The 13,865-nt window shown below is 67.0% G+C and carries 13 protein-coding genes; 7 read left to right on the top strand and 6 right to left on the bottom strand.

What is annotated here, in order from left to right; genetic code table 11:
- Positions 1-40: 40 nt before the first annotated feature.
- The 3 genes from C5O79_RS33195 to C5O79_RS33185 are packed head-to-tail and all read left to right on the top strand — an operon-like array spanning position 41 to position 2,723.
- Positions 41-1,123, top strand: a complete 1,083-nt coding sequence (locus C5O79_RS33195; protein ID WP_122474308.1) for a fatty acid desaturase family protein — start codon at positions 41-43, stop codon at positions 1,121-1,123.
- A gap of 36 nt (positions 1,124-1,159) precedes the next feature.
- Positions 1,160-1,468: a non-heme iron oxygenase ferredoxin subunit gene (locus C5O79_RS33190; protein ID WP_046544474.1), complete on the top strand. Its 309-nt coding sequence runs from the start codon at positions 1,160-1,162 to the stop codon at positions 1,466-1,468.
- A 4-nt stretch (positions 1,469-1,472) separates the two neighbouring features.
- Positions 1,473-2,723, top strand: coding sequence for an FAD-dependent oxidoreductase (locus C5O79_RS33185; protein WP_047852189.1), 1,251 nt, complete (start codon positions 1,473-1,475; stop codon positions 2,721-2,723).
- 182 nt (positions 2,724-2,905) lie between these two features.
- Here the strand turns inward: C5O79_RS33185 and C5O79_RS33180 are convergent, their stop codons facing one another.
- The 3 genes from C5O79_RS33180 to glpD all read right to left on the bottom strand — a co-directional run bounded on the left by C5O79_RS33180 (position 2,906) and on the right by glpD (position 6,836).
- Positions 2,906-3,622 (bottom strand): MIP/aquaporin family protein, encoded by a 717-nt coding sequence (locus C5O79_RS33180; RefSeq protein WP_039360010.1) that lies wholly within the window; start codon positions 3,620-3,622, stop codon positions 2,906-2,908.
- Positions 3,623-3,703: 81 nt separating this feature from the next.
- On the bottom strand, positions 3,704-5,206 hold the full coding sequence (gene glpK / locus C5O79_RS33175) for a glycerol kinase GlpK (RefSeq protein WP_046544476.1): 1,503 nt from the start codon (positions 5,204-5,206) through the stop codon (positions 3,704-3,706).
- Between the two features lie 106 nt (positions 5,207-5,312).
- Entirely contained in the window at positions 5,313-6,836 is a 1,524-nt protein-coding gene (gene glpD, locus C5O79_RS33170) for a glycerol-3-phosphate dehydrogenase (protein ID WP_046544477.1), read from the bottom strand.
- Between the two features lie 162 nt (positions 6,837-6,998).
- Here glpD and C5O79_RS33165 point away from each other — a divergent pair, with 162 nt between their 5' ends.
- Complete coding sequence (locus C5O79_RS33165; RefSeq protein WP_122474307.1) at positions 6,999-7,367, top strand: hypothetical protein; 369 nt, start codon at positions 6,999-7,001, stop codon at positions 7,365-7,367.
- 90 nt (positions 7,368-7,457) lie between these two features.
- On the opposite strand, the gene C5O79_RS33160 is transcribed toward C5O79_RS33165, so the two are convergent.
- Positions 7,458-7,655: a hypothetical protein gene (locus C5O79_RS33160; protein ID WP_006751304.1), complete on the bottom strand. Its 198-nt coding sequence runs from the start codon at positions 7,653-7,655 to the stop codon at positions 7,458-7,460.
- Between the two features lie 304 nt (positions 7,656-7,959).
- Complete coding sequence (locus C5O79_RS33150) at positions 7,960-8,739, bottom strand: DeoR/GlpR family DNA-binding transcription regulator (RefSeq protein ID WP_006493999.1); 780 nt, start codon at positions 8,737-8,739, stop codon at positions 7,960-7,962.
- Positions 8,740-8,960: 221 nt separating this feature from the next.
- Here C5O79_RS33150 and C5O79_RS33145 point away from each other — a divergent pair, with 221 nt between their 5' ends.
- From C5O79_RS33145 to C5O79_RS33135, 3 genes are all read left to right on the top strand, one after another.
- On the top strand, positions 8,961-10,601 hold the full coding sequence (locus C5O79_RS33145) for a gamma-glutamyltransferase family protein (protein WP_122474306.1): 1,641 nt from the start codon (positions 8,961-8,963) through the stop codon (positions 10,599-10,601).
- A 326-nt stretch (positions 10,602-10,927) separates the two neighbouring features.
- Positions 10,928-11,755, top strand: a complete 828-nt coding sequence (locus C5O79_RS33140) for a ferritin-like domain-containing protein (RefSeq protein WP_039360322.1) — start codon at positions 10,928-10,930, stop codon at positions 11,753-11,755.
- Between the two features lie 70 nt (positions 11,756-11,825).
- Entirely contained in the window at positions 11,826-12,332 is a 507-nt protein-coding gene (locus C5O79_RS33135; RefSeq protein WP_047852188.1) for a hypothetical protein, read from the top strand.
- Here C5O79_RS33135 and C5O79_RS33130 read toward each other — a convergent pair.
- Positions 12,326-13,768, bottom strand: a complete 1,443-nt coding sequence (locus C5O79_RS33130) for a DEAD/DEAH box helicase (protein WP_071335039.1) — start codon at positions 13,766-13,768, stop codon at positions 12,326-12,328. The genes C5O79_RS33135 and C5O79_RS33130 overlap by 7 nt on opposite strands.
- Positions 13,769-13,865 lie beyond the last annotated feature (97 nt).

Here is a 13,865-nt window from a genome sequence, read left to right as displayed (position 1 = left end):
TTGGCGCGCTTCCTACGGACAAGGAATCAAGGAGACGCATGTGGTTCATATCGACGACCAGGCGCACGACCGCACGGCGGCGCGCCGTCAGGCATACCGGATGATCGGCGGCGCCGGCGAGCGCGCGCAGGCGGCCGGGCTCGCCAACGCGGAGTGGTATCGATGCCCGGTGCCGCGGCCGCTGATGAAGCAGTTGATGCAGCGCGGCGACGCGCGTGCGATCCGCGACACGCTGATCTGGTACGCGGCGATAGCGATCAGCGGGGTGCTCGCATGGCTGGCGTGGCGTGCACATTCGGCGTGGGCGCTTCCCGCGTTCTTCGTGTACGGCACGCTCTACTGCAGCCCGGCCGACTCGCGCTGGCACGAATGCGGACACGGCACGGCGTTCCGCACGCGCTGGATGAACGATGTGCTTTACCAGGTCGCGTCGTTCCAGGTATTCCGCCGCGCGACGGCGTGGCGCTGGAGCCATGCACGCCATCACACCGATACGCTGGTCGTCGGGCGCGATCCGGAAATCGCCGCGCCGAAGCCGACCGACTGGTTCTCGCTCGCGCTGAACATCGTCGCGCTGAAGCATGTGGCAGGCGAATTGCGCAAGATGATCGCGACAGCCTTCACCGGCCGGCTCGACGACGAGGAGCGCACCTACGTGCCCGAATCGGAGCGGCCGAAGGTGGTGCGCGAGTCTCGCATCCATCTCGCGGTGTACGCGCTCGTGACCGGTGCTTCGCTCTACTGGCACACGATCCTGCCGCTTCTCTATATCGGGCTGCCGAGCCTCTACGGTGCATGGCTGTACCTGTATTTCGGCCTCACGCAGCACGCGGGCATGCCCGAGAACGTGCTCGATCACCGGCGCAACTGCCGGACCGTGATGATGAATCCGGTGTTTCGCTTCCTGTACTGGAACATGAACTATCACGTCGAGCACCACATGTTCCCGATGGTGCCGTTCCACGCGCTGCCGAAGCTGCACGAGGCCGTGAAGGCCGACATGCCGCCGCCGTATCGCAGCACGCTGGCCGCATACGAGGAGATCGTGCCGGCGCTGGTTCGGCAGACGCGCGACCCGTCCCACTACGTCGTGCGGCCCGTGCCGGATCACGCGCGCGCCTGACCGGCATCGACCCTTCCAACCCAGGAGACACGCAACATGACGCAATGGATCGACACCGGCGCGCTCGACGACATCGACGACGAAGACGTCGCACGCTTCGACCATGCCGGTCATACGTATGCGATCTACCGGATCGCCGGCGAAGTCTATGCGAGCGATGGCCTGTGCACGCATGAGCAAGTACATCTCGCGGACGGGCTCGTGATCGACCACGTGATCGAATGCCCGAAGCACAACGGGCGCTTCGACGTGCGCGACGGCCGGCCGCTGTCCGCACCCGCCTGCGAGAAGCTGCGCACGTACCGCGCGAAGATCGAAGATGGCCGCATCCTGATCGAGGTGTGACGCGATGACGGGCGACCGAGTGATGGCGATCGTCGGCGCAGGCCACGCTGGCGGCCGCGCGGCGCAGGTGCTGCGTGAATCCGGCTGGGGCGGGCGGATCGTGCTGATCGGCGCGGAGGCGCACCTGCCGTACGAGCGGCCGCCGTTGTCGAAGGGCGTGCTGACCGGCGAACGCAGCGCGGCGCAGTGCCGGTTGCGCGATCCGGAAGCGTGGGCGGCCGATCGCATCGAGCCGGTCGTCGCGACGGTCGAGCGTATCGATCCGGGCGCACGCGAAGTGCGTGTGTCAGATGGTGGCGTGTTCGGCTACGACGCACTGCTGCTCGCGACCGGCGGCCGGGCGCGTCGCCTCGCGATTCCGGGCGCGACGTTAGACGGCGTGTTTGCGTTGCGCACACTCGACGACGCGGCGGCGCTCGGCACGCGGCTCGTGCCCGATGCACGGGTCGTGCTGATCGGCGGCGGCTTCATCGGCCTTGAAGTCGCGGCGTCGGCGCGACTGCGCGGGTGTAGCGTGACGGTGCTCGATGCGGCGTCGCGCCTTCTCGGGCGCGCGGTGCCGGAGGCGATCGCGGCGCGCGTGCACGCGCTTCACGAACGGCAGGGCGTGGCCATTCGCGTGAAGCGGAAGCCGGTTGCGATCGAGCGAACGGCGGGCGGCGCGCTGGCCGTCGTGCTCGACGACGGCGACACGCTGATCGCCGACACGGTCGTCGCCGGCATCGGTATCGAGCCGGCTGACGAGCTGGCGCGTGAGGCGGGCCTCACCGTCGAGCGCGGCATCGTCGTGAACGAGCGGCTCGAGACGTCGGCGCGCGGCATCTACGCGGCCGGCGACGTCGCGGTGTTTCCGAGTGTGCTGTCAGGGCGACTCGTCCGGCAGGAGACGTGGCACGGCGCCGAGACCCAGGCGCGCGTCGCTGCGCGCAACATGCTCGGCGCCGGCGAACCGTATCGCGAGACGCCGTGGTTCTGGTCGGATCAATTCGACGCGCAGTTGCAGGTGGCCGGCGAGCCGGCACTCGGCGAGCGAGCGGTCGCGCGCGTGCTTGGCGACGACGCGGAAATCCATTTCCATTTCGACGCCGGTGCGCGGCTCGTCGCCGCAAGCGGGTTCGGTCGCGCGTCGGGGTTCGTCAAGGACATGCGGGTGGCGAGAATGCTGGTCGAGCGCGGGGCGGACGTGACGCCGGCCGCCGTGGCGGACGTGAACGTGAAGCTGAAATCGCTGATCGGAGAGGCGGGCGGCAGGTAGCGAAGCGATGCGCAATGCGCGACCGGCGCGAGCCACGGCCATGGGAGCGAGTACGAAGGCGGGGGAAGCGGCACGGGTGCGATACCCGCGCCGCTATGCCGGCGTGCCGGCGGTCAGGCGAACGAGCCTGTTCCCGAAGCGCGCGTTGGTCGATGGCCACGCGCTTCGTTACAGGCCCGCGTTCAGGCCATCGCGTGCAGATGCAGGTACAGGCCGGCTGCTGCGGCGCCGCCGAGCAGCGGACCGACGACGGGCACCCATGCATAGCGCCAGTCGCTGTCGCGCTTGCCGGGGATCGGCAGCAGCGCATGCATGATGCGCGGCGACAGGTCGCGCGCGGGGCTCATCGCGTAGCCGGTCGGGCCGCCGAGCGAGATGCCGATGCCGAGCACGAGCAGGCCGACGGGCAGTGCGTCGAGCGCGCCGAGGCCGACTTGCGGCGACGCGAGGTACAGCACGCCGAGGATCAGCACGAACGTGCAGATCGCTTCGGTCAGCACGTTGTGCGTGACGCTGCGGATCGCGGGCGCCGTGCAGAACACCGCGAGCTTCAGGTCCGCATCGGCTTCCTTCGCGAAGTGCTGGCGATAGGCGAGCCACACGAGCAGCGCGCCCGCCATCCCGCCGAGCATCTGCGCGAGGACGTAGCCGCCGACTTTCGACCATGCGAACTTGCCCGCGAGCGCGAGGCTGATGGTGACGATCGGGTTCAGGTGCGCGCCGCTGAACGACGCGGTCACGTAGACGGCGACGAATACGGCCATCGCCCAGCCCATCACGATCACGATCAGGTCCGCGCCTTTGCCCTTGGTCTTTGCAAGCAGCACGTTTGCGACCGCGCCGTTGCCGAGCAGCACGAGGATCGCCGTGCCGATGAATTCCGCAATATAAGGTGACATTGTTGTCTCTCTTGAGTCACGGCGGACTCGCGCATTGCGCGGTCCGCCGGTGTTGTTGTATTTCGTCCGGATGCCTGACGGTTACTGTGCGTCGTCGGCCCATGCCTTGGCGGCACGCACCGCGCGCTGCCAGCCCGACATGCAGCGTTCGACCTGCTCCTTCGGCATCGACGGCGAGAAGCGGCGATCGAGCTGCCACTGGTCGCGCACTTCGTCGAGGTTCTTCCAGTAGCCGATCGCGAGGCCCGCGAGGTAGGCTGCGCCGAGGGCGGTCGTCTCGGTGATCTGCGGACGCACTGCGTCGACACCGAGCAGGTCAGCCTGGAACTGCATCAGCAGGTTGTTCGCGCTCGCGCCGCCGTCCACGCGCAGCTCGCCGATGCTGATACCCGAGTCGGCTTCCATCGCGGCCAGCACGTCGAGCGACTGGTATGCGATCGAATCGAGCGCCGCGCGTGCGAGGTGCGCGGAGGTCGTGCCGCGCGTGACGCCGAATACCGAGCCGCGCGCCCGTGCGTTCCAGTGCGGTGCGCCGAGGCCGGCGAACGCAGGTACCAGGTAGACGCCGTCGGTGTGCGGCACGCTCGCGGCGAGCGCTTCGATTTCAGCGGCCGACTTGATGATGCCGACGCCGTCGCGCAGCCACTGCACCACCGCGCCCGCGATGAAGATGCTGCCTTCGAGCGCGTACTGCACGTTGTCGCCGATCTGCCAGGCGATCGTCGTGACGAGGTTGTTCTTCGATTCGATCGGCTTGTCGCCGGTATTCATCATCAGGAAGCAGCCGGTGCCGTAGGTGTTCTTCACCATGCCGGACTGCGTGCACATCTGGCCGAACAGCGCCGCCTGCTGGTCGCCTGCGATACCCGCGAGCGGGATCTTCGACGCGAACACGGTGGTCTTCGTGTGGCCGTAGATTTCCGACGATGCCTTCACTTCCGGCAGCATGCTGCGCGGGATGTCGAGCATGTCGAGCAGTTCGTTGTCCCACTCGCGCGTGTGGATGTTGAACAGCATCGTGCGCGACGCGTTGGTCACGTCGGTCACGTGCAGTTCGTGCTTCGTGAAGTTCCACACGAGCCAGCTGTCGACGGTGCCGAACGCGAGCTTGCCCTGCTTGGCTTTCTCGCGTGCGCCCGGCACGTTGTCGAGAATCCAGCGAATCTTGGTTCCCGAGAAGTACGAATCGATCGGCAGGCCGGTCTTCGCGCGCACCTTCGCCTCGAAGCCCTGCGCCTTCAGCGAATCGCAGAAGTCGGCCGTGCGGCGATCCTGCCAGACGATCGCGTTGTAGACGGGCTGGCCCGTTTCGCGATCCCAGACGATCGTGGTTTCACGCTGGTTGGTGATGCCGATCGCGGCGATCGACGTGCCGTTCAGGCCCGTGCGCGTGACGGCTTCGGCGGCGACGCCGGCTTGCGTCGACCAGATTTCCTGCGGGTCGTGCTCGACCCAGCCGGGTTGCGGGTAGATCTGCTCGAATTCCTTCTGGGCGATCGATACGATATTGCCCTGGCGATCGAACAGCATCGCGCGGGAACTCGTGGTGCCCTGGTCAAGCGCGAGGATGTACTGATCCTGCATGTCTCTCATCTCCATCCGTGGATTTGGCTTAGTTGTGATGCGCGCCGCATGTGGGGCGGCGCGTCGGTGAGTCAACGTCGGTACGGCAACTGCAACTGCATTCCGGTCAGGCGTGCGGCGCGTGCGCGGCGGCGAACCACGCGTCGACCGCGGCGGTCACCGCGTCGAGCGTGCCGGGCGCGACGTGCAGGCCGAGCTTCGAGCGGCGCCACAGCACGTCCTGCGCGCAGGTCGCCCATTCGGCGTCGCGCAGGTAGCGCAGTTCGGCGTCGTAGATGCCCGGTGCGATTTCGGTGCCGAGATCGGCGAGCGACTTCGCGCCGTCGATCAGGCGCTCCGCGCGCGTGCCGTATGCACGCGCATAGCGGCGGGCGAGCGCGGCGGGCAGCCACGCATGGCGTTTGGCGAACGTATCGGCGAATGCGTCGAACTTCGCGTTCGCGATGTCGCCGCCCGGCAGTGCGACGCCGGCCGTCCAGGTCTTCGCGTCGCGGCCGAGCGCGTTGCACAGCATGTCGCCGGCTTCTTCCGCGAGCTTGCGGAACGTCGTGATCTTGCCGCCGAACACCGACAGCAGCGGGGCGCCCGCACCGTCGTCCAGCTCGAGGCGGTAGTCGCGCGTGACGGCCGACGCGTTCGCGGCGTTCTCGTCTTCCAGCAGCGGGCGCACGCCCGAGTAGGTCCAGTGCACGTCGGCCGGCGAGATCTTGCGCTTGAAGTAGCGGTTGATCGAATCGCACAGGTACTGCGTCTCGTCGCGATCGATCGCGACCTTCGCGGGATCGTTCGTGTATTCGACGTCGGTGGTGCCGATCAGCGTGAAATCGTGCTCGTACGGAATCGCGAAGATGATCCGCTTGTCCGGGTTCTGGAAGATGTACGCGTGATCGTGATCGAACAGGCGGCGCGTGATGATGTGGCTGCCCTTCACGAGCCGCACGCTGTGGTGCGCGCCGCGGCCGAGCGCGCCTTTCAGCACTTCGCCGACCCACGGGCCGGCCGCGTTCGCGATCGCGCGCGCATGCACGACGCGGGTCGAGCCGTCGGCGTGCTGCAGCCGCGCTTCCCATTCGTCGCCGCGGCGTTCGGCGGACACCAGCTTCGTGCGCGTCAGAATCTGGGCGCCGCGCTCCTTCGCATCCATCGCGTTCAGCACGACGAGGCGCGCGTCGTCGACCCAGCCGTCCGAATAGACGAAGCCGCGCTTGATCGAATCGATCAGCGGCGCGCCGGCCGCATGGCGGCGCATGTCGATGCCGCGCGAGCCGGGCAGCAGCTCGCGTTTCGCGAGGTGATCGTAGAGGAACAGCCCGATGCGGATCAGCCAGGCCGGACGCAGGTTCGGCATGTGCGGCATCACGAAGCGCAGCGGCCACATGATGTGCGGCGCCGCGCGCAGCAGCGTCTCGCGTTCCTGCAGCGCCTTGCGCACGAGCCCGAACTCGTTGTACTCGAGGTAGCGCAGGCCGCCGTGAATCAGCTTCGTGCTGGACGACGACGTGTGCGACGCGAGATCGTCCTGCTCGCAGAGCATGACCGACAGGCCGCGGCCGGCCGCATCGCGCGCGATGCCCGCGCCGTTGATGCCGCCGCCGACGACGAGCAGATCGTAGCGATTCGGTTGGGTCACCTGCTGTCCTTATCGTCTGAGGGAAATGGGTGAACAGAAAATGTTCGAATTCGAAATTTAACGAACGAAATCGAAAAAGTAAAGTTCGATAAAGCGGGGCCAGTAGCGCGCGGCGAGATACCGGACGATACTGGCGGAATCGACCGTTTCACGAGGTGAATCATGCGTATTGGGATGTGGGCCGGCGTGTGCGCCGTCCTTCTGGCGGGGTGCACTGCCGGGATGCCGCCGCTCGTCGGCAACTGGCGCACGCCATCGTTCGTCGACCTGCAGACGTCGTGCGGCGGCACGGCACGGGACTGGGGCACGGACGCGCAGCCGGTCTATTCGACGCTGTATGACGCGTACGTGGCGAAACGGTATCGCGGGCTGACGGAAGCGAACTATTGTGCGTTCGTAAACGAACTTTCGACGCACTATGCAGCACCCGATGCGGCGGCGCGTGCCGACTGGATCGCGTATTTCAACGGTGCGCGCGCGCAGGCCATCAGTTGGCGGGCGGCGGTCGATCCGACGCTGCGCGGCGGCTGAAGCTGGTGCGGCGGGGCGGCGAGAGGGAAGCGGAAACGGCCGCGCGGCCCGGCATCCGGGCGGCGCGGTCAGGTCAGGAACGGTGTGGTTTTACGAATAGCGGTACTTGATGGATCGCAGCGCGGCATCGCCGGTTTCGGTCACGCAGTATTTGCGCCCCGAACCGAGTCCTTCCAGACGGACGAGCTGCTGTTCGAGCAGTGCGTCGATTTCGTCCCGATCCATGTTGGTTTGATCGGGAGCATCCTTCACAAGCAATAGCGTGGCGAATTCATGCGGACTCAGCATCGTTCTCTCCATGGCGACCAGTCAGCCCGCGCGGCCGGCGCACGGGCCGACGCGCGATACCCATCGGGGTATGGCTTGGGGGGAAAGCTGTATTCGCCGGCCATGCCATTCGTCCGCGCCCTGGCACAGGCGGAACGGTCGAAATGGGCCGGGGAACTGGAGTCTAGTCGAGCGCGCAGGCAAACGACAAATCAGTCCCCGTTAATTTTTCCTTTGACAGCCGGACCGTGCGCAAGCGGTTTGCTCGCGACGCCAACTTCTTGATTTCACTTGAAGTTTCGGGTGCGGTGCAGCATCGGAACCGTCACTCGGCGACGTACACCTGGGTGCCGGCGGCCGCCACGGTATCGGCCATCTCGGGCGGCAGCGGCTTGTCCGTGAAGAGCGCGTGCACCTGGCTCAGGTGGCCCTGGCGCACCAGCGCGGGACGGCCGACCTTCGAATGATCGGTCACGAGATAGACGGTGCGCGCATGCTGCATGATCGCCTCGGCCACGCGCACCTCACGTGTGTCGAAGTCGCGCAGCGTGCCGTCGGCCTCGATCGCCGACGTGCCGATGATCGCGTAGTCGACCTTGAACTGGCGGATGAAGTCGATCGCGAGTTCGCCGACGATCCCCTTGTCCCACGGCCGCACGATGCCGCCCGTGATCAGCACCTCGCAGTCGGGGTAGCCGCTCATCATCGACGCGACGTTGAGGTTGTTCGTGATCACGTGAAGCCCGTGGTGGCGGTTCAGCGCGCGTGCGACTTCCTCGGTGGTCGTGCCGAGGTTGATGAACAACGAAGCCTGGTCGGGAATGTGTGACGCCGCGAGCGCCGCGATGCGGCGCTTCTCGTCGTGGAACATCCGCTGGCGCGCGGTGTACGACACGTTCTCCGAGCTGGTCGGCAGGCTCGCGCCGCCGTGATAGCGGCGCAGCAGGTTCAGGTCGGCCAGCCAGTTCACGTCGCGGCGAATCGTCTGCGGCGTCACCGCGAAGTGCGCGGCGAGATCGTCGACGGTCACGAAGCCGTCGCGCTGCACCCATTCGAGCAATTCCTGCTGGCGCGCGTTGAGGGTGAGGCGGGGATCTCGGGTCATGGCTCGATGGTCGTGTCGTGAGACGGAGCGGGTATTGTAAGGGCGGCAACGGGGTTAGGCCGGCCCGGCCTGCATGCTTGGCTGATATTCATGTAGAAATTGCATGGATTCATGTGACAAATGAATTTGCGCGATCGCGTTGATCGCGCTGCAATGGCGGATTGCCCGCGCCCGCGGGGCGCGTCCGGCGCGATCATTCAGCTTTCGACGAGGTGGAACCGATGACTGGCTTCAACTGGCACAACCCGTATCCGACGACCCGCATCCCGGTGTTCGCGCGCAACGTCGTGTCGACGTCGCACCCGCTCGCCGCGCAGGCCGGGCTGCGGATGCTGTGGAAGGGCGGCAACGCGGTCGACGCGGCGCTCGCTGCCGCGGCCGCGATCACGGTCGTCGAGCCCGTGTCGTGCGGGCTCGGCGGCGACGCGTTCGCGCTCGTGTGGGACGGCGAGCGGCTGTCCGGGCTGAACGCGTCGGGCGTCGCGCCGGCCGCATGGAACGTCGACTATTTCCGCAAGCGCCACGGCGAGGCGGGCAACGGCATCGCGAACAAGCCGACGCGCGGCTGGGATACCGTCACCGTGCCGGGCGTGATCGCGGGCTGGGAAGCGCTGCATGCGAAGTTCGGTTCGCTGCCGTTCGCGGACCTGCTCGAACCGGCGATCGAAATCGCGGAGCGCGGCTATGCGGTGCCGCCGATCGTCGCGCACAAGTGGGCGGCCGCGGTGCCGGAACTCAAGGGGCTGCCCGGTTTCGCGGACACCTTCATGCCGCACGGCCGCGCACCGCTGGTGGGCGAGCGCGTACGCCTGCCGGGCCATGCGCAGACGTTGCGCACGTTGCAGAAGGAAGGTGCGCGTGCGTTCTACGAGGGGGCGCTCGCCGAACGCATCGCCGCGTTCTCCCGCGAAGGCGGTGGCGCGCTGACCGCAGCCGACCTGCATGCTTACCGGCCCGAATGGGTCGAGCCGATCGGCAAGCGCTTCGGCCGTCACACGATCCACGAGATTCCGCCGAACGGGCAGGGCATCGCGGCGCTGATCGCGCTCGGGATCGCCGAGCATGCGGGCGTGACCGAATGGCCAGTCGATTCGGCCGACTCGCAGCATCTGCAGATCGAGGCGATGAAGCTTGCGTTCGCCGATGTCTATCGCTACGTCGCCGATCCGCGCGCGATGGAGCTCACACCCGAACAGATGCTCGACGACGAGTATCTCGCCGAACGCGCGAAACTGATCGATCCCGCGCGCGCGACGCACTTCGCCGCCGGCCGGCCGCATTCGGGCGGCACGATCTACCTGTCGGCGGCCGACGAACGCGGGATGATGGTGAGCTTCATCCAGTCGAACTACATGGGCTTCGGCTCGGGGCTCGTCGTGCCCGGCACCGGCATCGCGCTGCAGAATCGCGGGCACGGCTTCTCGATGGACCCGGCTTCGCCGAATGTCGTCGCGGGCGGCAAGCGGCCGTTCCACACGATCATCCCGGCGTTCGTCACCGAGGAGGTCGATGGTCGGACCGAGGCCGTGATGAGCTTCGGCGTGATGGGCGGCGACATGCAGCCGCAAGGGCACCTGCAGACTGTCGTGCGGATGCTCCGCTATGGGCAGCAACCGCAGGCGGCCTGCGATGCGCCGCGCTGGAAGGTCAACCGCGACTTCACGCTCGACGTCGAGGCAACGATGAATCGCGCGACGGTCGATGCGCTGGCCGCACGCGGCCATACGATCAAGTCGATCGACGATCCTTACATGGATTTCGGTTCGGGGCAGTTCATCTGGCGTCTCGACCGTGACGATCGCGAGCGCGGCTACGTGGCCGCGAGCGACAGCCGGCGCGACGGCCTGGCGGCCGGCTTCTGACGGATTGCCGCCGGCTTCGCCGGCATGTCGTGCGCTTCGCGGGCGGCCGAACGGCCGCCCGTTTCGTTTGCGGCAGCCCGTATCGCCGAGCGGGCGCAAGCGGTTTGAAGGAGTCGTCTAACGAACGGCAACAGACGCCGTGGAACTGCGCTTGTCGGGCATGGTCAGTGCTTTGGAGCACGAACATCAAAGTCCGGCTAAGATGCCAGCATGGTTCGGCCGGACCAATCCACTATAAACGCAAGTAAAACGCCGCCTGCGGGAGGGTCGGCGCCTGTGCCGAAGGCATGGGCCGGCCCCCGCGCGACGACTGGGAGCGCACCACCATGGACACCAAAACGACGCATGTGATGCCGTGGCGAATCGAGGACATCGACCTGAACCGGATCGATCGTCAACGTGCCGCCGCGAACGAGGATCTGCTGCTGCTGCTGTGCGCGTCGTCGTTCATCGAAAGCGGCTCGGATCTCTACACGAGCAATCTGAGCCAGTTCTTCAACGACGATCCGGAAGTCTCCGCATGGCTCAACAATGCATGGGAGCACGAAGAATTGCAGCACGGGCGCGCGCTGAAGGCGTACATCGCGCACGTGTGGCCGGAGTTCGACTGGGATACCGCGTTCGCGAACTTCTTCGCCGAGTATTCGCAGACCTGCAAGGTCGAGGCGTTCGAGAAGACCCGCGCGCTCGAGATGGTCGCGCGCTGCGTCGTCGAGACGGGCACGGCCACGCTCTATCGCGCGATCAACGAGTGCTCGGACGAGCCCGTGCTGAAGGAAATCACGGACAACATCCGCACCGACGAAGTGCGCCACTACAAGCACTTCTTCAAGTTCTTCAAGAAGTACAACCAGGTCGAAGGCAATGGCCGCCTTGCGGTGCTGGGCGCACTGGCGCGCCGCGTGATGGAAATCAAGAACGAGGATTCGGAGATCGCGCTGCGCCATGTGTTCGCGGTCCGCTATCCGGATCGTGTCGGCGACAGCCAGTACAACCGCGAACGCGCCGCGCGCATCAGCACGCTCGTGCGGCGCAACCTGTCGGCCGACATGTGCGTGAAGATGCTGCTCAAGCCGCTCGACCTGCCCGCGAAGATCCAGCCGGGCGTTCACTATCCGCTCACGAAAATCACGCGGCACGTGTTCCTGCGCTGATCGCCGCAGCGCGGCCCGACGCGCGTATGCTGCGGCTCTTCATCCGCTCATCTACCGGGGCCACGCCATCATGACCGACACCCATCGCCACGCGCTCGAACAATGGACGTTCGACGCGTGGCCGCCGGCCGTCGTCTCGTTGTTCGACGGTACCGCGCTCGAGCGTCATGCCGACTTCGCCGCCTCGCTGATCGTCGCGACCGACGATGGCCAATTGCGCACGACGCTGCTCGGCGTCGGCGAAATCTATGCACACGATGCGCGCACGCTGCTGCTGGCGCTCTGGCCGCAATCGCGTGCGGCGCGCGCGATCACGCAACGGCGGTCGGCTGCGTTGACGCTCGTCGCGGACGGCGCGTTCTTTCAGGCGCAATTGAGGATGGCGCCGCTCGAGGGAGACTTCGGTGGACTGGCCGGATTCGCTGCGACGATCGCGCACGGCGATGCGCAGCGGGTCGGCTATGCGCGTCTCGCGACAGGTGTCACGTTCACGCTGGAAGGGGAGCGCACCGAGGTGCTCGCGCGCTGGCAACGCCAGGTCGAGCACCTGCGGCGCGCAGCCGCACGGCTTCAGTGACCGCGCTGGCCGCTGCGCGACGAGCGGTTGCGGTTCGCATGCGCGGCATTGCCGTTCGCCGGGCGTGCGCTGTTGCCGCCACCGGCCGGACGCCCGCCGTTGCCGCCGGCGCCGCCTTGCCCTTGCGTGCGAGGCTTCGCGGCCTTCTGCTGGGAAGCCTTCGGTTGCGCATTGCCGTCGCGTTTCGCGGCCGGCTGGCCTGAGCCGCCTGCGCGCGGCTGGCGATTGCCGCCGCCACCCCCGCGCGGTTGCTGCTGCCCGCGACGCTGCTGGATCGGCTCCGGCTTCGCGTTCGGATCGGGTTCGAAGCCCGCGATCACTTCCTGCGGAATCTCGCGCTTGATCAGCCGCTCGATGTCGCGCAGCAGCTGCTTCTCGTCGACGCACACGAGCGACACGGCTTCGCCGGTCGCACCCGCACGGCCCGTGCGGCCGATCCGGTGCACGTAGTCTTCCGGCACGTTCGGCAGGTCGAAGTTGACGACGTGCGGCAACTGGTCGATGTCGATCCCGCGCGCGGCGATATCGGTCGCGACGAGCACCTGCAGCGTGCTGTTCTTGAACTCCGCCAGCGCGCGCGTGCGGGCCGACTGGCTCTTGTTGCCGTGGATCGCCATCGCGCTGATGCCGTCCTTCGTCAGTTGCTCGGCGAGCCGGTTCGCGCCGTGCTTCGTGCGCGTGAACACGAGCACCTGGAACCAGTTGTGTTCGCGGATCAGGTGCGTGAGCAGTTCGCGCTTGCGGTCGCGGTCGACCGGGTGGATCTTCTGCGCGACGCTTTCGGCGGTCGTGTTGCGGCGTGCGACCTCGATCAGCGCGGGCGAGTCGAGCAGGCTGTCGGCGAGCGCCTTGATCTCGTCGGAGAAGGTGGCCGAGAACAGCAGGTTCTGGCGCTGCGGCGGCAGCTTCGCGAGCACGCGCTTGATGTCGTGGATGAAGCCCATGTCGAGCATCCGGTCGGCTTCGTCGAGCACGAGGATGTCGAGGTCCGACAGGTCGATCGTCTTCTGCTGCATGTGATCGAGCAGGCGGCCCGGTGTCGCGACGACGATGTCGACGCCGCGCTTGAGCGCATCGATCTGCGGATTGATGCTGACGCCGCCGAACATCACGGTCGAGCGCAGCTTCACGTACTTGCTGTACGCACGGACGCTTTCCTCGACCTGGGCGGCGAGTTCGCGCGTCGGCGTGAGGATCAGCGCGCGCACGGCGCGCTTCGCGCCGCGATGTTCCGCGTAGAACGTATGCAGGCGTTGCAGGATCGGCAGCGTGAAGCCGGCGGTCTTGCCGGTGCCCGTCTGCGCGCCGGCGAGCAGGTCGCCGCCGCCGAGGACGGCCGGGATCGCCTGTTGCTGGATCGGGGTCGGCGACGTGTAGCCGAGTTCGTTGACCGCCTTGACCAGCGGTTCGGCCAAGCCGAGAGATTCGAAAGACATAGATACCACTCTTCAGTTTTATGATCGGCGACGTCTCGCGCGGCCCGCGCGGGAGGTGACATCGCAAAATGCAAAAGGGCGCGGCCGCGGTTTCCCG

This window comes from Burkholderia sp. SRS-25, from assembly GCF_004343765.1.
Lineage (GTDB): Bacteria > Pseudomonadota > Gammaproteobacteria > Burkholderiales > Burkholderiaceae > Burkholderia > Burkholderia contaminans.
The sequence above is the reverse complement of the archived record's forward strand: the minus strand, read 5'-3'. Positions and strand labels throughout refer to the sequence as shown.